Annotated in this window: 19 protein-coding genes; 15 read left to right on the top strand and 4 right to left on the bottom strand. The window is 72.5% G+C overall.

Translation table 11 applies throughout. The features are described 5' to 3' along the window. The first annotated feature begins 30 nt into the window (after positions 1-30). Both OG990_RS25080 and OG990_RS25075 read left to right on the top strand, forming a co-directional pair. Positions 31-1,071, top strand: a complete 1,041-nt coding sequence (locus OG990_RS25080) for a S66 peptidase family protein (protein ID WP_406077368.1) — start codon at positions 31-33, stop codon at positions 1,069-1,071. Further along, positions 1,071-1,646, top strand: a complete 576-nt coding sequence (locus OG990_RS25075) for a hypothetical protein (protein ID WP_406077367.1) — start codon at positions 1,071-1,073, stop codon at positions 1,644-1,646. The genes OG990_RS25080 and OG990_RS25075 overlap by 1 nt, the downstream gene beginning before the upstream one ends. Positions 1,647-1,731: 85 nt before the next feature. On the opposite strand, the gene OG990_RS25070 is transcribed toward OG990_RS25075, so the two are convergent. Continuing rightward, the gene (locus tag OG990_RS25070; protein ID WP_406077366.1) at positions 1,732-2,646 is read right to left on the bottom strand and encodes a cyclase family protein; all 915 of its coding nucleotides are present in this window, start codon (positions 2,644-2,646) and stop codon (positions 1,732-1,734) included. A 443-nt stretch (positions 2,647-3,089) separates the two neighbouring features. Here OG990_RS25070 and mfd point away from each other — a divergent pair, with 443 nt between their 5' ends. The 4 genes from mfd (at position 3,090) to OG990_RS25050 (ending at position 10,277) form a co-directional block, all read left to right on the top strand. Further along, complete coding sequence (mfd, locus tag OG990_RS25065) at positions 3,090-6,731, top strand: transcription-repair coupling factor (RefSeq protein WP_406077365.1); 3,642 nt, start codon at positions 3,090-3,092, stop codon at positions 6,729-6,731. A 47-nt stretch (positions 6,732-6,778) separates the two neighbouring features. Beyond that, complete coding sequence (locus OG990_RS25060) at positions 6,779-7,567, top strand: hypothetical protein (RefSeq protein ID WP_355602540.1); 789 nt, start codon at positions 6,779-6,781, stop codon at positions 7,565-7,567. Between the two features lie 2 nt (positions 7,568-7,569). Next, positions 7,570-8,562, top strand: a complete 993-nt coding sequence (locus OG990_RS25055) for a nucleoside triphosphate pyrophosphohydrolase (protein WP_406077364.1) — start codon at positions 7,570-7,572, stop codon at positions 8,560-8,562. Positions 8,563-8,657: 95 nt separating this feature from the next. Next, positions 8,658-10,277, top strand: a complete 1,620-nt coding sequence (locus OG990_RS25050; protein WP_406077363.1) for a DUF885 domain-containing protein — start codon at positions 8,658-8,660, stop codon at positions 10,275-10,277. Between the two features lie 31 nt (positions 10,278-10,308). On the opposite strand, the gene nudC is transcribed toward OG990_RS25050, so the two are convergent. Both nudC and OG990_RS25040 read right to left on the bottom strand, forming a co-directional pair. After that, complete coding sequence (gene nudC, locus OG990_RS25045; protein ID WP_406077362.1) at positions 10,309-11,166, bottom strand: NAD(+) diphosphatase; 858 nt, start codon at positions 11,164-11,166, stop codon at positions 10,309-10,311. Continuing rightward, a complete protein-coding gene (locus OG990_RS25040) occupies positions 11,163-11,855 on the bottom strand; it encodes a hypothetical protein (RefSeq protein ID WP_355602547.1) in 693 nt (230 codons plus the stop codon). Before OG990_RS25040 ends, nudC begins: the two co-directional genes overlap by 4 nt. A gap of 213 nt (positions 11,856-12,068) precedes the next feature. Between OG990_RS25040 and eno the strand changes: the two genes are divergently transcribed. Genes eno through OG990_RS25020 form a run of 4 tightly spaced genes read left to right on the top strand, consistent with a single transcriptional unit; the run spans position 12,069 to position 15,157 of the window. Next, positions 12,069-13,352, top strand: a complete 1,284-nt coding sequence (gene eno, locus OG990_RS25035; protein WP_328423581.1) for a phosphopyruvate hydratase — start codon at positions 12,069-12,071, stop codon at positions 13,350-13,352. Between the two features lie 32 nt (positions 13,353-13,384). After that, positions 13,385-14,026, top strand: coding sequence for a septum formation initiator family protein (locus OG990_RS25030; protein ID WP_328426311.1), 642 nt, complete (start codon positions 13,385-13,387; stop codon positions 14,024-14,026). Positions 14,027-14,060: 34 nt separating this feature from the next. Then, positions 14,061-14,618 carry a DUF501 domain-containing protein gene (locus tag OG990_RS25025; RefSeq protein WP_328423583.1) on the top strand — a complete coding sequence of 186 codons (558 nt, stop codon included), beginning with the start codon at positions 14,061-14,063 and terminating at the stop codon, positions 14,616-14,618. Continuing rightward, positions 14,615-15,157: an amino-acid N-acetyltransferase gene (locus OG990_RS25020; RefSeq protein WP_406077361.1), complete on the top strand. Its 543-nt coding sequence runs from the start codon at positions 14,615-14,617 to the stop codon at positions 15,155-15,157. The genes OG990_RS25025 and OG990_RS25020 overlap by 4 nt, the downstream gene beginning before the upstream one ends. Here the strand turns inward: OG990_RS25020 and OG990_RS25015 are convergent, their stop codons facing one another. Continuing rightward, positions 15,158-16,039, bottom strand: a complete 882-nt coding sequence (locus OG990_RS25015; RefSeq protein WP_328423587.1) for a PHB depolymerase family esterase — start codon at positions 16,037-16,039, stop codon at positions 15,158-15,160. A gap of 105 nt (positions 16,040-16,144) precedes the next feature. On the opposite strand from OG990_RS25015, the gene OG990_RS25010 reads away from it, so the two are divergent. The 5 genes from OG990_RS25010 to OG990_RS24990 all read left to right on the top strand — a co-directional run bounded on the left by OG990_RS25010 (position 16,145) and on the right by OG990_RS24990 (position 21,791). Next, a complete protein-coding gene (locus OG990_RS25010; protein ID WP_406077360.1) occupies positions 16,145-17,188 on the top strand; it encodes an ArsR/SmtB family transcription factor in 1,044 nt (347 codons plus the stop codon). A 22-nt stretch (positions 17,189-17,210) separates the two neighbouring features. Beyond that, positions 17,211-18,152 (top strand): exopolyphosphatase, encoded by a 942-nt coding sequence (locus tag OG990_RS25005; RefSeq protein ID WP_406081872.1) that lies wholly within the window; start codon positions 17,211-17,213, stop codon positions 18,150-18,152. Between the two features lie 245 nt (positions 18,153-18,397). Next, positions 18,398-20,257, top strand: coding sequence for a protein kinase domain-containing protein (locus OG990_RS25000; protein WP_406077359.1), 1,860 nt, complete (start codon positions 18,398-18,400; stop codon positions 20,255-20,257). Positions 20,258-20,445: 188 nt separating this feature from the next. Continuing rightward, complete coding sequence (locus tag OG990_RS24995) at positions 20,446-20,778, top strand: PadR family transcriptional regulator (RefSeq protein ID WP_074316865.1); 333 nt, start codon at positions 20,446-20,448, stop codon at positions 20,776-20,778. After that, entirely contained in the window at positions 20,775-21,791 is a 1,017-nt protein-coding gene (locus OG990_RS24990) for an HAAS signaling domain-containing protein (protein ID WP_406077358.1), read from the top strand. The genes OG990_RS24995 and OG990_RS24990 overlap by 4 nt, the downstream gene beginning before the upstream one ends. The last annotated feature ends 31 nt before the right edge of the window (positions 21,792-21,822 follow it).

Raw genomic sequence — 21,822 nt, 5'->3', positions numbered from 1 at the left:
TCCGCTGGCCCCGCCCGCTACCGTTTGATCATGGACGCGCCCCGATATCCCACCAAGCCGAAGCCGGGCGACCGGGTCGCCGTCGTCTCCCCCTCCGCCGGTCTGCCGGCTCTGTTCCCGCACGTCTACGAGCTGGGACTGCGGCGGCTGCGCGACGCGTTCGGCCTGGACCCGGTGGAGTACCCGACCACCCGGGTGATGGGGGCCGACCCGCGCGACCGGGCCCGCGACCTGACCGCCGCGTTCGCCGACCCGACGATCACGGCGGTGCTCGCCACCGTCGGCGGGGAGGACCTGATCACGGTCACCCCGCACCTCGACGACGACGTGCTGCGGGCCAACCCGAAGCCCTACTTCGGCTACTCCGACAACACCAACGTGCTCAACCACCTGCACCGGCTGGGGATCGTGGGGTACCACGGCGGGTCGGTGCTGGTGCACCTCGGCCGGCCGGGTGCGCCGCACCCGCTGACCTTCGACTCGCTGCGGGCGGCGCTGTTCACCACCGGCTGGTACGACCTCGCCCCGGCGACCGAGTGGGGCGACGAGCCGGGCGACTGGCGGGATCCCGCGACGCTGGCCGACGAGCCGGTGATGTTCCCCGGCGAGGGCTGGCACTGGCAGGGGGCGTCGAGCGTGGTGCGGGGGCGCACCTGGGGCGGCAACCTGGAGGTGCTGCACTGGCTGCTCGCCGCCGACCGGGTCCCTTCGGCGACGGCCCTGGCCGGGTCGGTCCTGCTGATCGAGACCTCGCAGGAGCTGCCCTCCGACACCGAGGTGTACCGGATCCTGCGCAACCTGGGGGAGCGTGGCCTGCTCGCCGGCTTCCCGGCGGTGCTGGTCGGCCGGGCCAAGGCGTGGGACTTCGACCGGCCGCACACCCTCGACCAGCGCCGGGCGTACGCGGCGGCGCAGCGAGCCGCCGTGACCCGGGCATGCGCCGAGTACGCCCCGGACTCGGTGCTGGTCTTCGACGTCGACTTCGGGCACGCCGACCCGCAGCTGATCATCCCGTACGGCGGGGAGGTCCTCGTCGACGCCGTCGAGCGCCGGATCTCCGTGCGCTACTGATGAGCAACTCGCGGGCGTACCCGATTCTGCGGACGACGGACGTCGACCGGGCGTTGCACGCCGTCGGCCACCTGCTGAGCGTGGCCAACCTGCGCGACACGGAGGTGCAGCTCTTGGCGCGTACCGGGCGGCATTCGGGTCTGCCCCGCTACCTCGACGCGTACGGCCATTGGCTGGGCGCGGACGGGGAGGACCGGATGTGGGCGGAGCTGGCCCGGGAGGACGAGACGGGGCCGCAGGACCCTGCGGATCCGCCGTTCGACGTCGAGGTGGTGGTGTGCGGTCTCGGCCTGTTGGAGGGGCGGCTGGCGGAGGCCGTCGGGCCGGACCGGGCGCGGCTGGACTGGTGGCTTTACGGCTGGCCTGCGGTGCCCTGTCGGGACCTGCCCGGGCAGTTCAAGCACGCGTACGTCCAGTTGGTGCTCAACGCCGCGGACATCTGGGCCACCGAGCCGGCCGACGAGCACACCGTCTTCGTGCACGTCGGCGCCCAGGAGCGGGAGTTGGCACGCGCCGAGTGGCTGGCCCGGGTCGCTGGTCTGACCGTGCTCGGCCCTGGCGTACATGGCTCGTGAGGTGTCTCCGGTCGCACGCTGGCAAGCGGCAAGAGCCGTGTCGACCGGGACCTCCGCGTCCGCTGGGGCGCCCGCGACGCCGGCGTCAGGCGTCGAGGGTGGCGAAGGCGCGGACCGGGAAGGTGCCCATGCCGGCCACCATCGGTGGGGCGGCGGTGAACCGGAAACCGCTCGGCGGCAGCGCGTCCAAACCGGTCAGGTGCTCCACGATCGGGATGCCGGCGGCGAGCAGCGTGCTGTGCGCGGGGCGTTCACCGCCGGCCGACGGGCTCATGTCGTCGATGTTGATCGAGTCGATGCCGATCAGGGCCGCACCGGCGTCGACCAGCGCCTGGGCGGCGTCCCCGGTCAGGTGTGGCGCTTCCGGCGCGCCGTACCGCTCGGTGCCGAAGTGCGCATCCCACCCGGTGTGCAGCAGCACCGCGCGCCCGGCCACCTCGTACGGCGCCAGCATCAGCCGGTCCACCGCGCGGGTCCCCGCCGGCACCCGGACCAGGACGCCGGGCAGGTCGGCGAGCCGGTCCAGCGGCACTCCGGCCATGTCGTCTCCGTCGGACCAGCGGTGGGCGGGGGTGTCCAGGTACGTACCGGTGTTGGCGATCATGTCGATCCGAGCCACCCGGAACTCGGTGCCCGGCGCGTAGTTCGCCCGCGACGCCGCGAAGGTCAGCCAGTCGCCGATCCGGGGCCCTGGCCAGCCGGGCAGAGTGGTCATCCCGTCGCTGATCACGTGGCTCAGCTCGACGAGCCGACGGCCAGCGCCGGGTTCACCGACGGTGACTCCTCGGCCGCCCTTGTGCGGCTCTTCGATGATTGTCTTCGCGCTGATCCGGACCTCGGCGACCATCAGCAGCCCGAGATGCCGGACGAACAGCGCGGCCAGGTCCTCGTCGGTGATCTCCCGACCCGGGATGTCCAGCCGGAACCCTTCGGTGCGCAGCCCACCGCCATTGGCGAAGCTCACCTCAGCGTCGAACTGTGCCCTCCACTGCCCGCTCATACCCGAACCTGATCACGACCCCCCGTACCCGTCAAGATCTATATCCGCGCGGTCCGCGGGATCGCGGGTCGTTCCGCGCGGTGCGTGCGGGAAGATCCACACAACTTCAAGGAAGTAGTGGTGTCCCGGCGCGCTGAGGCCACTATTTCCCTGAAGTTGTGTCGATCTTGGGCGCGGGGCGCGGGGCGCGGGGCGCGGGGCGCGGGGCGCGGGGCGCGGGGCGCGGGGCGGCACGGGCTCTGGCGCGGGGCACAGGGCACCGGGGACCGGGGCGGCGCGGGCTGTGGGGCGGGGCGAGTGGCGCGGGGTGACGGCGCGCGGCGTGGACCTGGGCGGAAGGGGGTGTATGTCGGTGGACGGGGATAGGCTGGTTCTCGTGCACCCCCCGTCCGACCGGACGAGGGGTAGCAGTCGTGTGCGTCGAATCCCCTGGAAGTGATCACATGCTCACCGGTCTGTTCTCCGCCGCGCTGGCCGACCCCGGGCTGGCCCGGGCGCGTGACCTGGCGCGCTCCGGTGCCGCGCAGGTCGACGGCCTCGACATCACGGCCCCATCGGCGCTGCGCCCGTTCGCGGTGGCCGCCGTCGCGGCCGACCCCGACGGCACCGGTGGCGGGGCCGGGCGGCCCGTGCTGGCGGTGACCGCCACCACCCGGGAGGCCGACGACCTGGCCGCCGCGCTGGCCGGGTTGCTGCCGGCCGATCAGGTGGCGGTCTTCCCATCCTGGGAGACGCTGCCGCACGAGCGGCTCTCCCCCCGCTCGGACACCGTCGGCCGGCGGCTGGCTGTGCTGCGCCGGCTGGCGCACCCGGAGTCGGCCGACGCGCACGGCCGCACCGGGCCGCTGCGGGTGCTCGTGGCCCCGGTCCGCTCGCTGCTCCAACCGCAGCTCAAGGGGCTCGGTGACCTGGAGCCCGTGCAGCTCGCCGCGGGCGACGAGGCGGACCTGGAGGAGGTCGCCCGCCGGCTGATCGACATGGCGTACGCCCGGGTCGATCTGGTCACCAAGCGCGGTGAGTTCGCGGTGCGCGGCGGCATCCTGGACGTCTTCCCGCCCACCGACGAGCACCCGTCCCGGGTCGAGTTCTGGGGCGACGAGGTGGAGGAGATCCGCACCTTCGCTGTCGCCGACCAGCGGACCATCGAGCAGGTCCCCCTGCTCTGGGCGCCGCCCTGCCGGGAGCTGCTGCTCACCCCGCCGGTCCGCGATCGAGCCGCCGCGCTCGCCGAGCAGCACCCGGAGCTGGCGGAGATCCTGGACAAGCTGGCCGAGGGCATCCCGGTGGAGGGGATGGAGTCGCTGGCGCCGGTGCTGGTCGGCCCCGACTCGCTGGAGCTGCTGCTGGATGCCATGCCCGTCGGCACCCACGTGCTGCTCTGCGACCCGGAGCGGATCCGCACCCGGGCGCACGACCTGGTGCGTACCTCGGAGGAGTTTCTCCAGGCCAGCTGGGCCGCCGCCGCGATCGGCGGCCAGGCCCCGGTGGACGTCGGCGCCGCCGCCTTCCGCACCCTGGGTGAGGTGCGGGCCGCCGCCGGCAAGCTCGGCCAGCCGTGGTGGACGCTGTCCCCGTTCGGCCTTGTCGAGGCGGAGACGGCCGAGACGCGGCAGCCCTGGGAGGACGCGCCGGAGCAGGCCGCCGTCAGCCCCGACGACGCCATCGCGGTGACCCTGGCGGCCCAGCCGGCCCCGCTCTACCACGGTGAGACCGCGCGGCTGGTCGACGACCTCAAGCGCTGGGCCGGCGAGGGCTGGTCGATCGCGCTGGTCTTCGAGGGGCACGGTCCCGCCCAGCGGGCAGTGGAGGTGCTGCGCGACGCCGGGCTGGGCGCCCGGCTGGTCGAGGAGGTGCCGACCGCGCCGGTCCCCGGCGAGCTGGTGGTCACCTGTGGGGCGTTGAGCAGCGGGTTCGTCGACGAGGCGTCCCGTTTCGTCGTGCTCACCGGCAACGATGTGACCGGCGGCCGGGGCACCTCGACGCGGGACATGCGCAAGATGCCGAGCCGGCGGCGCAACACCATCGACCCGCTGGAGCTCAAGGCCGGCGACCACGTGGTGCACGAGCAGCACGGCATCGGCAGGTACGTGGAGCTGGTGCAGCGCACCGTCAACGGCGCCAGCCGGGAATACCTGGTCATCGAGTACGCGGCCAGCAAGCGGGGCCAGCCCGGCGACCGGCTCTTCGTGCCGACCGACCAGCTCGACCAGCTCTCCCGCTACGTGGGCGGTGAGCAGCCGACCCTGCACAAGATGGGCGGCTCGGACTGGCAGAAGTCCAAGGCCCGCGCCCGCAAGGCGGTCCGGGAGATCGCCGCGCAGCTGATCCAGCTCTACGCCGCCCGCAAGGCGTCCAAGGGTCACTCGTTCGGCCCGGACACGCCCTGGCAGCGGGAGTTGGAGGACGCCTTCCCCTGGCAGGAGACGCCGGACCAGCTCGCCGCGATCGACGAGGTCAAGCGGGACATGGAGCAGACCGTCCCGATGGACCGGCTGATCTGTGGCGACGTCGGCTACGGCAAGACCGAGATCGCGGTCCGGGCGGCGTTCAAGGCGGTGCAGGACGGCAAGCAGGTGGCGGTGCTGGTGCCGACCACGCTGCTGGTGCAGCAGCACTACAACACCTTCGCCGAGCGGATGAGCCAGTTCCCGGTGGAGATCCGGCAGCTGTCCCGGTTCCAGACCCCGAAGGAGACCGAGCGGACGCTGGAGATGGTCGCCGACGGCACCGTCGACATCGTGATCGGCACCCACCGGCTGCTCCAGACCGCCACCCGGTTCAAGCAGCTGGGTCTGGTGGTCGTCGACGAGGAGCAGCGCTTCGGCGTCGAGCACAAGGAACACCTGAAGACCCTGCGGGCCTCGGTCGATGTGCTGAGCATGTCGGCCACCCCGATCCCGCGCACCCTGGAGATGGCGATCACCGGCATCCGGGAGATGTCCACCATCGCCACGCCGCCGGAGGAGCGGCACCCGGTCCTCACCTTCGTCGGTGCGCACGACGACCGGCAGGTGGCCGCGTCGATCCACCGCGAGCTGCTCCGTGACGGGCAGGTCTTCTACCTGCACAACCGGGTCGAGTCGATCGACCGGACGGCGCGGCGGCTGCGCGAGCTGGTGCCCGAGGCGCGGGTCGCGGTGGCGCACGGCCAGATGGGCGAGGACGCCCTGGAGAAGGTCATGGTCGGCTTCTGGGAGAAGGAGTTCGACGTCCTGGTCTGCACCACGATCGTGGAGTCCGGCATCGACATCCCGAACGCCAACACCCTGATCGTGGAGCGGGCCGACCTGCTCGGCCTGGCCCAGCTGCACCAGATCCGTGGCCGGGTCGGCCGGGGCCGGGAGCGGGCGTACGCCTACTTCCTCTACCCACCGGAGAAGCCACTCACCGAGCACGCCCACGAGCGCCTGGCCACCATCGCCCAGCACACCGAGCTGGGCGCCGGCATGTACGTGGCGATGAAGGACCTGGAGATCCGGGGTGCCGGCAACCTGCTGGGTGGCGAGCAGTCCGGGCACATCGAGGGGGTCGGCTTCGACCTGTACGTGCGAATGGTCGGCGAGGCGGTCTCCGCGTTCAAGGGCGAACGGCCGGAGGAGGAGGCGGACGTCAAGATCGACCTGCCGGTCGACGCGCACCTGCCGCACGACTACGTGAGCGTGGAGCGGCTGCGGCTGGAGATGTACCGCAAGCTCGCCGAGGCGCGCGACGAGGAACGGCTGCGCGAGGTGGTCGCCGAGATGACCGACCGGTACGGCGAGCCGCCGGCACCGGTGCAGAACCTGGTCGCGGTGGCCCGGTTCCGCCTGCTGGCCCGCCGGTACGGCCTCGCCGACGTGTCGATGCAGGGCAAGCACGTGCGGTTCGGGCCGCTGCCGCTGCCGGATTCCAAGCAGCTACGGCTGAAGCGCTACCACCCGGACGCGGTCTACAAGCAGGCCACCGACCAGGTCAGCGTGCCCCGGCCGAGCACCCGTCGGGTCGGTGGCGAGCCGCTGCGCGACCAGGCGCTGCTGGAGTGGTGCGCCCAACTGCTCTCCGATGTGCTGGGCGCCCCCGCCCCGCTGGCGGTCGCGGCCGGGTGAGGTGGGGGCCGTCACAGCACGGGAGAGGGCATGAGAGAGTGGCGGGCATGCGTGCTCGCCGTCTGATCGCCGCCGCCAGCGTCGCGGCCCTGGGTGTCCTCTCCCTCGCCGCCTGCGGAAAGTCCGCACCGGACGTCGCCGCGTACGTCGGTGACGCCACCTACTCGGTGGACCGTGTCGATGCGATCTACGCCGACGTGCAGGCGAAGTTCGGCGACGCGGTCCGGCAGGAGGCCAGCCAGGCCGGTGCGACGCCCTCGCCCGAGCAGTTGCGGTCCGCCGTCACCCGGCAGGACGTGGTGAACCTGCTGATCAGCCTTGAGCTGGGCAAGCGGGTGGCGGCGGCGAAGAACCTCCAGGTGCCCGACGAGGTGACCCCGCAGCAGCTGGAACAGAACCTGCGGGTGCCGGCCAGCACCGAGTACGCCAAGCTCTGGGGCGAGTGGATCGACCTGCTCCAGGTGCTCAACCAGCAGCTTCCGCCGGCTGACCTGAGCGACGACTCGATGATGGCCGTCTACCAGGCCCTCACGAAGACCGGCGCGATCCAGGGCGGGATGTCGGTGGCCGACGTCCGCCGGGCGTTCGGTGACGGCGGCTTCGTCCGCGCCGCCACCGCGCTCAGCACCGCGCTGGAGGAGGAAGCCACCAAGGTCGACGTCTCGATCAACCCGCGCTACCGGGCGGTCGGGGTGCCGTCGGTGGTGAGCACCGGCGAGGCGCTGGTCTTCTACTCGCTTCCGTACATCAACGAGGCTGGCCCGGTCACCGACATCTCCACCCCGGAGCCGGTGCCGTCGAGCGCGGCCCCGGAGGCCGAGGGCACGGCCAGCTGAGCATGACGGCACGGATCGTCCTGCTGGTCACCTCGCCCCGACTCCCGGCCGGCCTGCTGACCTCCGCCGCCTGGGATGTCGTACGCGCGCATCCAGTGCTGACCGGCGCGGAGAGCGAGCTGACCACGGCCATGCGCCAGGCGGGCGCCGAGGTCACCCTCGTGGACGGCCCGGCGACGCAGCCGCTGCTGGACACGGTGGCGGCACACGGCACGGTGGTCTGGCTGGCCGGCCCGGCCGGCGACGAGTCGCTGGCCCGGCAGTTGGGGCTACGGCTGGCCCGGGAGCCGGGTCTGGCCGAGTTGGAGCTGATGTACGGCTCGTGGGATCCGCCGGGCGCGCGGCTGCTGGACGCGGTGGCCGTGCTGGATCGGCTGGCCTCCCCGGGCGGCGACCCGTGGAAGCGGGCGCAGACGCACCGTAGCCTCGCCGGTTATCTGCTGGAGGAGAGCTACGAGGCGTACGACGCGATCAGCGCCGACGACACCGACGCGCTCCGCGAGGAGTTGGGTGACGTGCTGCTGCAGGTGGTGCTGCACGCCCGGCTCGCCGAGGAGTTGCCCGAGGGCGAGCGCTGGAATGTCGATGACGTCGCCGGTGGCTTGGTGGACAAGATGATCCGGCGCAACCCGCACGTCTTCGCCGGTGCCGAGGCGGGGACGCTGGAGGAGATCACCGCCAACTGGGAACGGATCAAGCGGGCCGAGAAGGCACGTGACTCGGTGCTGGACGGTGTGGCGCTGAGCCAGCCCGCCCTCGCCCTGGCCGCGACGATCCTGGACCGCGCCGCCCGGGTCGGTCTGGCCGTCCCGCCCCCACTGGCCGACTCCCAGGTGGACGAGGAGGCAAGGCTCGGCGCCAGCCTCCTGGCCACGGTCGCCGCAGCCCGCCAGGCCAACCTGGACCCGGAAGCCGCCCTACGCCGCACCACCCTGGCGTACGCCAAGGCCGTCCGCGCCGCCGAAACCCCACCCGCCGAACCCCCCGCCGAATGATGTTGATCAAGAGGTTTGCGTCAGCTCCGGGCCGGATCCTGACGCAAACCTCTTGATCAACGCGGCTGGGGGAGGGCGGTCGGTAGGGTCGGGGGGTGGAAGCGTTCGGGGTTTTGGCGGAGCGGGTTGTCGAGGCGTTGCTGGAGAGTCGGCCGGGGGCCGCCACCGCAGCCGGGGACCATCGGTACGACGATCGGCTGCCGGACCTGTCCGCCGACGCGCTCGCCGCCGACCGGGCGATGCTCTCCGACGCGGCGAACGCGCTGTCCGAACAGGACCCTGACTCGTTCGACGTCGAGGAGCAGGTCGATCACGCGCTGCTCACCTCCTTCGTGGATCGGGAGCTGTTCGAGCTGACCGAGATCCGGTCGCACGAGTGGAACCCGTTGCGCCACAACCCGGGCCCGCTGCTGCATGCGCTGCTGGCCCGCCCGTACGCCCCGGCCGAGGTGCGGCTGACCCAGCTGGCCGGCCGGCTCGCCGCCGTACCGGACGCCCTGGCGACCGCGCGCGCGACACTGCGGGACATGCCGCGGATCCACGCCGAGACGGCGGTCGGGCAGTTCACCGGCACGGCCGCGCTGATCCGCGACGAGCTGCCGGCGCTGCTCGCCCAGGCGCCGAGCAGCCTGGACCGGGTGGAGCCGGCGGCCACCGCGGCGATCGCCGCTCTGGAGGAGTTCGTCGCCTGGTTGCGCATCGGCCTGGCCGCCGACGCCAGCCCGGGCCGTGACCCTCGGCTGGGCCGCCGCCGCTGGGAGGCCCGGCTCTGGCACACCCTGGACACCGAGCTGGGCGCCGCCGAGATCCAGCGCCGCGCCTGGGCCAACCTGGACCGGGTCACCGCGGAGATCCGCGAGGCGGCCGTCGAGCTGGTCGGTGGCCAGGCCGACGACGCGGCGGTACGCCGGGCGCTGGACGTGCTCGCCGCCGAGCACCCGGACGACCGGACCATCGTCGAGCTGGCCGGGGTGACCCTGGACGAGGCGACCGACTTCGTCCGCGCGCACGACCTGGTCTCTCTGGTCGACGACCGGTGCGTGATCCAGGAGATGCCGGAGTTCGCCCGGGGCGTCGCGGTGGCGTACTGCGACGCGCCCGGCCCGCTGGAGACCGCCGCCCTGCCGACCTTCTACTGCATCGCGCCCACCCCGTCGGACTGGCCGGCGCACCGGGTCGAGTCGTTCTACCGTGAGTACAACGACCACATGATCCGCAACCTGACCGTGCACGAGGCGATGCCCGGGCACTTCCTCCAGCTCGCCCACGCCCGGCACTACGTCGGCGGCACCCGGGTCCGGGCGCTGGCCAGGTCCGGCCCGTTCGTCGAGGGCTGGGCCGTCTACGCCGAGGAGCTGATGGCCGGGCTCGGCTTCGGTGGCCTCCCGGTGCGGTTGCAGCAGCTCAAGATGCAGCTGCGGATGACCATCAACGCGCTGCTCGACCAGTTGGTGCACGCCGAGGATCTGCCTGAGGCCGAGGCGATGGCGCTGATGACGGAGCGCGGCTTCCAGGAGGAGGGCGAGGCGGCCGGCAAGTGGCGCCGGTCGCTGCTCACCTCCACCCAGCTCTCCACCTACTTCGTGGGGTACAGCGAGGTGGCTGAGATCGCCGCCGCCCGCCCGGACGGGGTGTCGGTGCGCGACTGGCACGACGCCATGCTCGCCCACGACTGCCCGCCCCCGCGCCACCTGCGGACCCTGCTCGGGGTCTGACCCGCCCCGATCGAGCGCCGTCCGGGTGCGTTCAGCGCCGCGCGGCGGTCACCGTGGCGTCGATCAGCCAGCGCGAGATGGAGTACGCGGGCGGCAGCTCCGCCGGCAGCGCGTCCAGGCCGAACCAGCGGGCCTGGGTCAGCTCCCGGCCGTCGACCACCGGCTCGGCATGCGGGTCGGCGGCACGGGCGGTGAAGCCGGCGAGCAGCACCCCGGGGCCGGAGATCGCCCACGGCTGGCTGCCGAAGTAGGCCAGCCCGTCGACGGTCAGCCCGACCTCCTCGCCGACCTCCCGGTGCACGGCCGCCTCCAGCGTCTCGCCGGCCTCGACGAAGCCGGCCACCAGTGCCCACAGCCCGGTCGGCCCGGTGGCGTGCCGGACCAGCAGCAACTGGTCCGCCTCGCCGGCCCGGCCTGGCCGGGTGATCGCGACCAGCACCGCGGCGGAGAGCTGCATCGGCACGTACAGGTCGCAGTCGGGACAGCGGCGGGCCGACTCGCCGGGCAGGTCGGTCAGCTCGGCCCGGCAGGCGCCGCACCACCGGTGGGTACGCCGCCAGGTGACCACCGCCAACGCTCGGCCGGCCAGGGTGGCGAGCGGCTCGGGCACCTCGGCGGCGAGCGACGCCCAGCCGCGCGCCCGGCCGGAAAACTCGTCGGCCGTGGCCAGGTCGGTCGCCCATGCGGGCACCCCGTCGAGGGTGCCCAGTGGCACCCATCGGATGTCGGCGGGCAGGTCGGCGACCCGCGCCACGGTCCCGTCGGCGGCGGTCAGCAGCTTCGCGCCGATCACCGGCAGGGCGAGGTCGGTGGGCGCGGGCGGGCGGCCGAGGTCGGCCGCCGGCTGGAACCCGACGTGCGGCGCGGACCCGACGGTCGGGCCGGTCACGAGCCGCCCGGCCGGCGGTCCACCACCCCGGCGCCGGCGGGCGGGTCGAACGCGTCCTTCGCCACCGTCTCGGAGTAGCGGCTCAGCGCCAACTCCATCGGCTTGCCGTCGATCGGCCCGGTGAAGCTGCCCAGCACGCCGTCGGTGGTCACGCAGGCGGTGAAGTCGCCGTCCGACCGCTGTACCTCGACGCAGGTGGCGTGGTGCCCGGCGATGGTGGTGTCGCTCTGCTTGATGACCGCCTGCGGGTCGAGTGCGGCGGCGGTCAGCAGCCCGACCACTACCGGCGGGGTGACCAGGCCCTGCCGGTTGGCCTCGTCGAAGAGCGCCACGGTGGGCTTGCTGGCCGGGGTCGGCGGCGCGACGATGGTGCACTCCGTGCGGCCGCCGGCCGCCGTGCACCGGGTTACCGCCTCCGGGGTGACGGTGAGCCGCCCACCCGGGTAGCTGTACGTGGAGCGGGCCGGGTCCTGCGCCTGCGCTATCGCGGCGCTCTCGCCGCCGGGGAGCTGATACTCGGCCGAGTAGGTCAACTCCAGGGCCCGGTCGAGCCGGGCGGCGAGGTCGTTGACGAGATCGGAACGCCCCATGGCGCGTCCGGCGTCCTCGAATGTCTGACAGCCGGTGACCGTGAGCGACGCGATGACCGACACGGCGAGCATGCGGAGGGTGGTCGAGGCGGCGGGCATGGCGACCAGCCTGGTGGATCGGGTCGGCGCAGCGCAAACCAGTTGCCGGTTGACGCCCGGAAATCCGGGAATGTCCGTCAGTGAGAGGCGACTCGGGTGCGCGGGCGACGCCGTGCCCGTTCCCGTGGCCCGATACGCTGCGTTCAACACCTGCCTCAGCCGCACCGTCGCGGCCCACCCACGGACCGGATCACAACAACGAGGAGCGACTCAGTGGCAACCATCGAGGGAATCGTCGCCCGGGAGATTCTCGACTCGCGGGGCAACCCGACGGTCGAGGTCGAGGTCGGCCTGGACGACGGCACGGTGGCCCGCGCCGCGGTGCCCTCCGGCGCCTCCACCGGCGCCTTCGAGGCGATCGAGCTGCGCGACGGTGACGCCGACCGCTACCAGGGCAAGGGCGTGGAGAAGGCGGTCTCCAACGTCGAAGACAAGATCGTCGACCAGATCATCGGGTACGAGGCCAGCGAGCAGCGGCTGATCGACCAGAAGATGCTCGACATCGACGGCACCGACAGCAAGTCGGAGCTGGGCGCGAACGCCATCCTCGGCGTCTCCCTCGCGGTCGCGAAGGCGGCCGCCGGCAGCGCTGAGCTGAGCCTGTTCCGCTACCTGGGCGGCCCGAACGCGCACCTGCTGCCGGTGCCGATGATGAACATCCTCAACGGTGGCGCGCACGCCGACTCCAACGTCGACATCCAGGAATTCATGATCGCGCCGATCGGCGCGCCCACCTTCCGTGAGGCGCTGCGCTCCGGCGCGGAGGTCTACCACGCGCTGAAGTCGGTGCTGAAGAAGCAGGGCCTGTCGACCGGGCTGGGCGACGAGGGTGGCTTCGCGCCGAACCTGCCGACCAACGCCGCGGCGCTGGACCTGATCGCCGAGGCGGTCGAGAAGGCCGGCTACCGGCTCGGCACCGACATCGTGTTCGCCCTCGACGTGGCGGCGACGGAGTTCTTCGACAACGGCACCTACACCTTCGAGGGTGCCGCGAAGTCCGCCGAGGAGATGAGCAACTACTACACCAAGCTGGCCGGCGACTACCCGATCGTGTCGATCGAGGACCCGCTGGCGGAGGACGACTGGAGCGGCTGGCAGACGCTGACCGCCTCGATCGGTGACCGGGTGCAGATCGTCGGCGACGACCTGTTCGTCACCAACCCGCAGCGCATCGCCCGCGGCATCGCGGAGAAGGCGGCGAACGCGGTGCTGGTCAAGGTCAACCAGATCGGTTCGCTGACCGAGACCCTGGACGCGGTGGACCTGGCCCACCGGGCCGGCTTCAAGTGCATGATGAGCCACCGCTCCGGCGAGACCGAGGACACCACCATCGCCGACCTGGCGGTGGCCACCGGCTGCGGTCAGATCAAGACCGGCGCGCCGGCCCGCTCGGACCGGGTCGCCAAGTACAACCAGCTGCTCCGGATCGAGGAGGAGCTGGCCGACGCGGCGCGCTACGCCGGTGCCGGCGCGTTCCCGCGCTACCGTTCGGCCTGAGACGCGAGAAGCCTCGGGGGAGGGGTGTGACGATGCAGCAGCGCCGCACACCGGGTGGTCAGCGTCCCGCCCGCCGGTCGGGTCAGTCCGGCCGGCCGGGCGGTGGCCGGGCCACCCGGGGATCGGTCCGTGAGGCCGGCGTACGCGCCGAGCCGCGAGGCGCCGCCGGTCGGGCACCGGGCGCGGCCCGGGGTGCCGACGGGGTCCGCTCCGCGAACCGCCCCGCCGCGGCCCGACGGACCGCCGCTGGCGGTGCCGTCAAGCGGCTCGCCGCACCCCACCCCCGTCGCTTCACCGGCCGGGCCACCGTGCTGTTCGCGGTGCTGATCGCCCTTGCCCTCGCCTACACCTACCCGGTCCGGGTCTACCTGGACCAGCAGGCCGACATCGAGCGGATGGAGGCCGCCCAGGCGGCGCAGGAAGAAGAGATCGCCAAGCTCGCCAGCGAGGCGGCCAAGTGGCAGGACGCCGAGTACATCAAGACGCAGGCCCGGGAGCGGTTCTTCATGGGCCGGCCGGGCGAGAAGATGATGGTGGTGCTGCACGACCCGGAGGGCGCCGCCCGGGACGCCGGGAAGCCGGCCGGTTCGGGCGCCCCGGCTGGTCCGGTGACCTGGTACGACACGCTCTGGTCGAGCGTCCAGGCGGCGGACAGCCAACAGCCGGGCAAGTGATCCACCGACCAGCGCACCAGGAGAGATGGGCACCGTGACTGTCGTACCACCGCCGGAGTCGGCGGCGGATTCCGTACCCCTGCCGCAGCGCGAGCCGGCCACTGAGGCCGACCTGGCCGCGGTGGCCGCGCAGCTCGGCCGCCCGCCCCGGGGTACCCGGGCGGTGGCCCACCGCTGCCCGTGCGGCCTGCCGGACGCGGTCGAGACGACGCCTCGTCTCGCCGACGGCACCCCGTTCCCGACGTTGTACTACCTGACCTGCCCCCGGGCCACGGCGGCGTGCAGCCGGCTGGAGTCGGCCGGGTTGATGAAGGAGATGGCCGAGCGGCTGTCGACGGATCCGGAGCTGGCCGCCCACTACCGGGCCGCGCACGAGGACTACCTCGCCCGCCGGGCGGCGATCGGCGAGGTGCCGGAGATCGCCGGGATCTCGGCCGGCGGGATGCCGGGCCGGGTGAAGTGCCTGCACGTGCACCTGGGGCACGCGCTGGGCGCAGGCCCCGGGGTGAACCCGTTCGGCGACGAGACGCTGGAGCTGGTCGAACCCTGGTGGACGGCCGGCCCGTGCGTGGACGTGCCGACGGCCGAATGAGCGCGGACGCCGTGTCCCCGGTAGCGGGTGCCGACGCTCAGATCCTGGTGCGGCGTGCCCGCACCGGGGATGTGCGGGGCATCCGGCGGCTGGTCGACACCTACACCGACGACCGGCGACTGCTGAGCAAGGCCACCGTCACCCTCTACGAGGACGTGCAGGAGTTCCGGGTGGCGGTCCGGTCCGAGGACGGCGCCGTGGTGGGCTGCGGCGCGCTCCACGTGATGTGGGAGGACCTGGCGGAGATCCGCACGGTCGCGGTGGATCCGTCGTGTCGCGGCCTGCGGATCGGCCACCGGCTGGTGGGCGAGCTGATCGACGCGGCCCGGGAGTTGGGTGTGGCGCGGATCTTCGTGCTCACCTTCGAGACCCGGTTCTTCGCCTCGTTCGGGTTCCGGGCGATCGACGGTGCGCCGGTGCCCCAGCAGGTCTACGAGCAGCTGCTGCGCTCGTACGACGAGGGTGTCGCGGAGTTCCTGGACCTGGAGCGGGTCAAGCCGAACACCCTGGGCAACACCCGGATGCTGCTGCGCCTGTAGTCAGGCCCGCCGGGGATGCGCGGCGAAGAACTCCCACATCAGGTCGGTGGCCGACAGGCCTGCGGTGGATGCGGCGAGCTGCCCGGATGTCGCTCCCGGCCAGCTGTGGCCCATGTCGGGAATGGTGTAGACGCTGACCTCGCTGCCGTCCGCGCAGCCCGCCACCGTCCGGGTCACCCCCGGCACCCCGGACGCCTTCGGGCTCGGCCGGCAGGTGAGCCGCTGCTGCCAGGTCTGCATGCCGGTTTGGAAGATCGAGGCGTACCGGTCCTGGCCGCCGATGAAGGTGATCACGGAGACCGGGCTCTTCGGCACGTAGCTCTCGGACGTGGTCAGGGACCCGCTGTAGCCGCCGCTGACCACCCCGATCGCGGCGAACCGGCCCTCGCCCTCCACCGCCGCCCGGAAGCTCATGTCGCCGCCGTTCGAGATGCCGGTGAGGAAGACCCTGTTCGGGTCCGCGCGCCAGGTCTGCACCAGGTGGTCGGTGAGGGTGGTGAGGAAACCGACGTCGTCCGCTTTGCCGCAGCAGATCAGCGCGTTGAAGCCGCCGCCCAGCCCGTCGGGGTAGGCGACCAGCACGTTGTCCTTGTCGGCCTTGGCGTCCAGGCCCCCCAGCTCCTGCATCAAGGGGCCGGTTCCGGGGTAGAAGTGCAGCGCGATGACCAGGGCGGGCGGCCGGTTCGGGTCGTACCCGGGCGGGGCGTGCAGCAGGTAGGCGCGGTCCACCCCGTTGTGTCGCAGGGTGAGCCGGTGGTCGCCGGGCGCCGGGCGTTCGGTCGACGCCGAGGGTTGTGCGGACAGGGTCGACGAGGGTCGCCCCCGCTGACCACACGCCGCGACCACCACGATGAGGCACAGCCCCGTCAGCAATGCCAACATCCGTCGCACGTCGGCCACCCCTCGTCGACCCGTGGTCCACAGTGGGCGTGTTCCGTTCGTGGATCAACCCTTTCGGTCCAGGGCGAAGGCAGGCAGGCTGTTCCCATGCTTCGGCTTCGGCTCGGGCCGGCGGACCTGTGCCGGGTGCGGTTCGGTGACCGGCTGCACCCGGTCGGGACCGCGCTGCTGGCCGGTCAGTGGCTGCGCGATCCGACGGTCGCGGTGATGGCGCCGGCCCTGGCCGAGCGGGCGGCGGCGGTCGAGGGCGCCGGCGACGCGCAGGCCGCCACCGCGATCCTGCGACACCTGCTGCCCGACCGGGGGCGTCTGCCGGACTTCGTCACCCCCCTCGACGGTCTGGAGTCCGTGGCGGCCGGCCTCGAAGCGATCCGGGCCGCGCCGGCGCGGCGGGTCCGCGCCGAGGTCACCGAGTCGTACGCCGACGCGGCCGCCACCCCGCTGCGGCGGCGGTTCGCGGCGGCCGACCCGGAGGTGCTGGACCTGTTCGGTCAGGCCGTGCGCACCTGGTTCGATGTCGTCCTCGCGCCGCACTGGCCCGATCTGGTGTCCACGCACCGGCAGCAGGTGACCTGCGCCAGCCAGCGACTGGCGCTGCACGGCCTGGCCGGCCTCTTCGGGGGGCTTCACCCGGCGATCCGGTGGCGTGAGCCGGTGCTGGAGGTGCGCACCTGGTGGGATGGGGAGTTGAGCGGCACCGGCCACGGGATCCTCCTGCTGCCCACCCCGTTGGCCGGTCCCCGCCCCCGGGTGCTGGTCGAGCCGGGCCGCCCGATCCTGCTCGTCTATCCGGCGTCGATGCCGCACCGGCCCGCCACGGCGGCGGGCGACTCCCTCGGGCGGCTGCTCGGCACGACCCGGGCGCTGGTGCTGCGGCGGCTCGCGGACGAGGGCGGGCTGAGCACGACCACGCTGTCCCGGGCCGTCGGGATCAGTCTCTCGTCGGCGTCGGAGCATGCCACCGCGTTGCGGGAGGCCGGCCTGATCGCCAGCGAGCGGGACGGTGGGGCCGTCCGGCACCACGTGACACCGCTCGGTGCGGGTGTGCTGGGGGCGGGCCCGGGGGCGGCCTGCTCCGAGGCGTGGCCCTCGGCTGGGCAAGCCGCCGGAGGGCCGCCGGTCCTACCGTAAGGTTGCTGCCGTGACGACGCGTGTGGCGGCCATCGACTGCGGGACCAACTCGATCCGACTGCTGGTCGCTGACCTGCCCGATTCGTCGGCCGGGCCGCAGGCTCCGCTGGTCGACCTGACCCGGCGCATGGAGATCGTCCGGCTGGGGCAGGGCGTGGACCGGACCGGCCGGCTGGCGCCGGAGGCGATCGAGCGGACCCGGGTGGCGCTGGCGTCGTACGCCGCCGACATCGAGAAGCTGGGTGCGGAGCGGGTGCGGATGTGTGCCACCTCGGCCTCCCGGGACGCCGCCAACGCCGCCGACTTCACCGAGATGGTGCAGCGCACCCTCGGGGTCGCGCCCGAGGTGGTCACCGGCGACGAGGAGGCCCGGCTCTCGTTCACCGGTGCGGTACGCGGGCTGCCCGCCGACGCGAAGGAGCCGTTCCTGGTCGTCGACATCGGCGGTGGCTCCACCGAGTTCGTGGTCGGTGACCGGGCCGACGGGGTCCGTGCGGCGATCTCGGTGGACATCGGCTGTGTCCGGATGACCGAGCGGCACCTGGCCGGAGACCCACCGACGCCGGATCAGGTCGCCGCCGCGCAGACCGACATCGCGGCCGCGGTGGACCGGGCGCTCGCGGCGGTGCCCGGTCGGGAGGCGGCCACGCTGGTCGGCCTCGCCGGGTCGGTCACCACCGTGGTCGCCATCGCGCAGGGCCTGCAGGAGTACGAGCCGGAGCGGATCCACCACGCCCGGGTGTCGTACGAGGCGGTGGCTCAGGTGACCGCGGACCTGCTGGGTCAGACCCGTGAGCAGCGGTTGGCGATCCCGGTGATGCACCCGGGTCGGGCCGACGTGATCGGGGCGGGCGCGCTGGTGCTCCGCGTGATCATGGAGCGGGCCGGGATGCCGTCGGTGGTCGCCTCGGAGCACGACATCCTCGACGGCATCGCCTGGAGCCTCCAGCCGGCCTCGAACTAGCTGGGTTGATCGACACGAGATCGGCGATGTCGGGGGACCGGCTCGGCGACCAGCACCGCTCCACGGAGCGCGGATTACCCTTTCACGGCTGCATGGCGAGGCACTGGTGCGGCGACAAACGTTCACGGTGTTGGATGAATCGCGCTGAAGGGGCGTCAATCACCCGTCCGTCGTGATTAGACAGTGCCGACGCGTCGCGGCCTTTCCAACTCTGTAGCATCGCTGCGACGACGAGGGAGCGCCGAGTGAACGACTTCATCCCGACCTTGCCCGATCTGGGGCTGGAGTTCCTCCCTCTCGACCCGGGCGATCCCGATGCGGTGGGCGACATCCGGCTGCTCGGCCGGATAGGCGAAGGTGGCATGGGTCGTGTCTATCTTGGAGTGACCCAGGCCGGCCGGGCTGTGGCGGTGAAGGTCGTCAAGGATCCCTACTCGACCGATCCCTCCTTCCGCGCCCGCTTCGCGCGCGAGGCCGCGATCGCCGGGCGGGTCGGCGGTGTGTTCACCGCCCCCGTGGTCAGCCACGACTCCGAAGCCGTCCGCCCGTGGCTGGCGACCGCCTTCGTGCCGGGTCCCAATCTCGCCGTCGCCGTCGCGCGCCACGGAACATTGCCGCTGCACGGCGTGTGGCGACTCGCCGCAGGGGTGGCCGAAGCCCTCAAAGCCATCCACGCCGCCGGCATCGTCCACCGAGACCTGAAGCCCGGCAACGTGCTGCTCGCCGCCGACGGCCCCCGCGTCATCGACTTCGGCATCTCCCGGGCCGACGGCGAGCTCGACCTCACTCAGACCGGCATCCGGATGGGCACCCCGTCCTACATGTCACCGGAACAACTGCGCGGGGAGCGATCCACTTCTGCCACGGACGTCTTCGCGCTCGGCTCGGTCGTCGCCTTCGCCGCCACCGGGAGGGCTCCGTTCCGCGCCGGCAGCGACGTGGCGCTCGTCTACCGTGTCACGCAGGGCGAACCCGATCTTGACGGAATCACCGATCCGGGACTGCGGGAGCTGATCAGTCGGTGCCTGGCCAAGGAGCCGCATCTGCGCCCGACGTCGCAGGACGTCATCGCCGCCTACACCGACCGCAGCGCGGCAGCCGCCGGGCAAGGCTGGCTGCCCGTCGGCCTTGAGGAGACCCTTCCCCAGGCCGGGACCGCTTTGACCATCCCGGTCAGGCCACCCGGCCTCGCACCCACTCTGACCGGCCTCGCACCGACTTTGACCGCCACCGCATCGATCGGCCCGGACGGGCTCACGACCGTCGCTGTTGAACGGGATACCGTTCCCGAGCCGGTCGCCGCGAACCCGACGAAGCTACCGGATCTGACGACCCATGCCATGTCGCCGATCGACACCCGGCGCCGGAAATGGCGTCGACCGGCTATCGCCGCGGCGATCGGCGTGCTTGTGGCGGTACTGGGCGGGACCTATCTCGCCAATGGCGGCGCGACACCCCGCGACCCTTCGGTCGGCAACTCTCCGATCGGTGCTGCCGCCGCAGCCGTCTCCTCCCCACCTGCCGACGGGACCTCCCGCCCTGCCAACGATCCCAACGCGCCCGGTACGCCCGGTGTGACCGGTACGCCCGGCGGTGGCCCAGGGGCGGCTAGCGGTGGCCCAGGGGCGGCTACCAGCCCTTCGGTCGGTGCGACGCCGGCCAAGGACGATTCGGGCACCGCGGAACCGACCAAGACCGCTCCTCGTGCCCCGGCGTTGCCCTCGGGGCCGTTCAACCCCGACAACATGGTGATCGTGAGCTCCGACGGCACCGTTCTCAGCACCACCGGCACGAATGACGGCTCGAAGGTGGTGACCGCCGACTGGCGGAACCTTCCCGGCCAGAGATGGCAACTCGAGTCGTCTGGCGATGCCCTGGTCGTGAAGTCCGCACCCTCCAAGCAGCTCACCGTCGGCTACGACGGGGTCGGCGTGCTGTCATCGGTCGGCAGCGGAAACGGCTTCGGGTGGGTCTACGACTCGGAGAGGCGTCAGCTCCGCAAGCGGAACACGAGCGGGTGCCTGACCTCCGAGGGCCCCGGCCAGCAGGTTTCCTATGGTGTGTGCAACAGCAGCCAGAACCAGCTTTGGCGGGTGGTGTCGTGAGCTTCATCCTGCGATCCTGACCGGCTGTCCGAGGCCGCAGGCGAGTCGGGGGCGAACGCCCGCTGCGGGAGAAGTAGCTGCTCAGGTACGCGGTCCGGGCGAGCATCCGGAGGCGATCCAGGTGCGTGGCTCGACCGCGCGGCGCGTTTCGTTGACGCTATTTCGCATTGCACAGTAGTGTGCAGTGCGTGGACACCACACAGTTGCTGAAGGGCGTGCTCGATCTGGCCGTCCTCGCCGTGCTCCGGGAGGAGGACGGTTACGGTTATGACATCCTGCGCCGGCTGCGCGAGGCCGGCCTGGAAGAGGTCGGCGACGCCTCGGTCTACGGCACGCTGCGCCGCCTCTTCGCCGCCGGCCTGCTCACCACCTACGTCGTGCCGAGCGAATCCGGGCCGCACCGGAAGTACTACTCGCTCAATGCCGCCGGGCGTGACCAGTTGACCCGCTCCGGCAAGCTCTGGCGCTCGTTCGCCACCACCATGGACAGTCTGCTCGACGATCGGGGGATGGCGGCATGACCGTCACGGAGCAGGAAATCACCGACTACGTGGCACGGGTCCGGGCGGCGCTGGCCGACCTGCCGCCCACCCAGCGCGACGAGCTGACCGAGGACCTGCCCGACCACCTCGCCGAGGTGGCCGCCGAGGCCGACGGCACGCTGGTCGAGCGGCTGGGCGAGCCCGAGGCGTACGCCGCCGAGCTGCGGGCCGCCGCCGGTGCCCCGGCCAGCGGGCGCAACCTCGACCAGCGGGTCGCCGCGACCGTGGTCCGGTTCCGCAGCCGGCTGCGTGCCGTCGATACCCGGCTCGGTCCACCGCTGGGGTACGAGACGGCCAGCGACTTCCTCCGGTTGCTACGTCCCGGCTGGTGGGTGCTGCGCGGCTACCTGGCGGCGATGCTCGTCACCGTGATCAGCACCGGTGGCAGCTTCGGTCTGTTGCCCCGGTTCGGCGGCGAGTTGCTCGCCGGGCTGATCATGCTGGTCGGCTTCGTGCTCGCTTCGATCTGGCTCGGTCGTCGCTCCGCCCGACTGACCCGCTGGCCGCGATCGGCGATGCAGGTCGGCAGCGCGGTGCTGGTGGTCTTCGCGCTCGCCGCTCTGATGCAGGCGGAGGACCGGATGCGCTACGGCGACTACGGCTACGACCCGACGTCGGTCGACAATCCGTACGACCGGGTCCGGGACGTCTTCGTCTACGACAGCGAGGGCCGGCTCGTGGAAAATGCCCGGCTCTTCGACCAGAACGGCGACCCGATCCGGCTCGGCTACCCGGACTGCGCGGACCTGGCCGACGCCTATGCCAAGCCGTTGCTGCGGGCGTACCCGTACTGCCCGGACCAGGCGCCTTTCGGACCCCGGGCTCCGGGCGCGCCCGCACCGACCGCAGCTCCGGCGACGACGCCGAGCCCGGCGCCGACGGCGCCCCCGGCCACGACGCCCGGGACGGCCACCGGTGAGCCCACGGCGGGCCCGACCGCGACGCCGACCAGCACCCCGAGTGGCGAACCGACTCCCACTGTGACGGGCTGACGGACGATGTGAACTGGATCATGCAGACGAA

The organism is Micromonospora sp. NBC_00858, from assembly GCF_045207365.1.
In the GTDB taxonomy this organism is placed as follows: Bacteria; Actinomycetota; Actinomycetes; order Mycobacteriales; family Micromonosporaceae; genus Micromonospora.
The sequence above is the reverse complement of the archived record's forward strand: the minus strand, read 5'-3'. Positions and strand labels throughout refer to the sequence as shown.

Excerpts from the sequence above, each read along its gene's own strand:
- OG990_RS25055 (WP_406077364.1), top strand. The coding sequence starts at position 7,570 with ATGACGGCACGGATCGTCCTGCTGGTCACCTCGCCCCGACTCCCGGCC.
- OG990_RS25020 (WP_406077361.1), top strand. The coding sequence starts at position 14,615 with ATGAGCGCGGACGCCGTGTCCCCGGTAGCGGGTGCCGACGCTCAGATC.
- OG990_RS25030 (WP_328426311.1), top strand. The coding sequence starts at position 13,385 with ATGCAGCAGCGCCGCACACCGGGTGGTCAGCGTCCCGCCCGCCGGTCG.
- OG990_RS25080 (WP_406077368.1), top strand. The coding sequence starts at position 31 with ATGGACGCGCCCCGATATCCCACCAAGCCGAAGCCGGGCGACCGGGTC.
- OG990_RS25010 (WP_406077360.1), top strand. The coding sequence starts at position 16,145 with ATGCTTCGGCTTCGGCTCGGGCCGGCGGACCTGTGCCGGGTGCGGTTC.
- OG990_RS25075 (WP_406077367.1), top strand. The coding sequence starts at position 1,071 with ATGAGCAACTCGCGGGCGTACCCGATTCTGCGGACGACGGACGTCGAC.
- OG990_RS24990 (WP_406077358.1), top strand. The coding sequence starts at position 20,775 with ATGACCGTCACGGAGCAGGAAATCACCGACTACGTGGCACGGGTCCGG.
- mfd (WP_406077365.1), top strand. The coding sequence starts at position 3,090 with ATGCTCACCGGTCTGTTCTCCGCCGCGCTGGCCGACCCCGGGCTGGCC.
- OG990_RS25070 (WP_406077366.1), bottom strand. The coding sequence starts at position 2,646 with ATGAGCGGGCAGTGGAGGGCACAGTTCGACGCTGAGGTGAGCTTCGCC.
- OG990_RS25015 (WP_328423587.1), bottom strand. The coding sequence starts at position 16,039 with ATGTTGGCATTGCTGACGGGGCTGTGCCTCATCGTGGTGGTCGCGGCG.
- OG990_RS25040 (WP_355602547.1), bottom strand. The coding sequence starts at position 11,855 with ATGCCCGCCGCCTCGACCACCCTCCGCATGCTCGCCGTGTCGGTCATC.
- OG990_RS25060 (WP_355602540.1), top strand. The coding sequence starts at position 6,779 with ATGCGTGCTCGCCGTCTGATCGCCGCCGCCAGCGTCGCGGCCCTGGGT.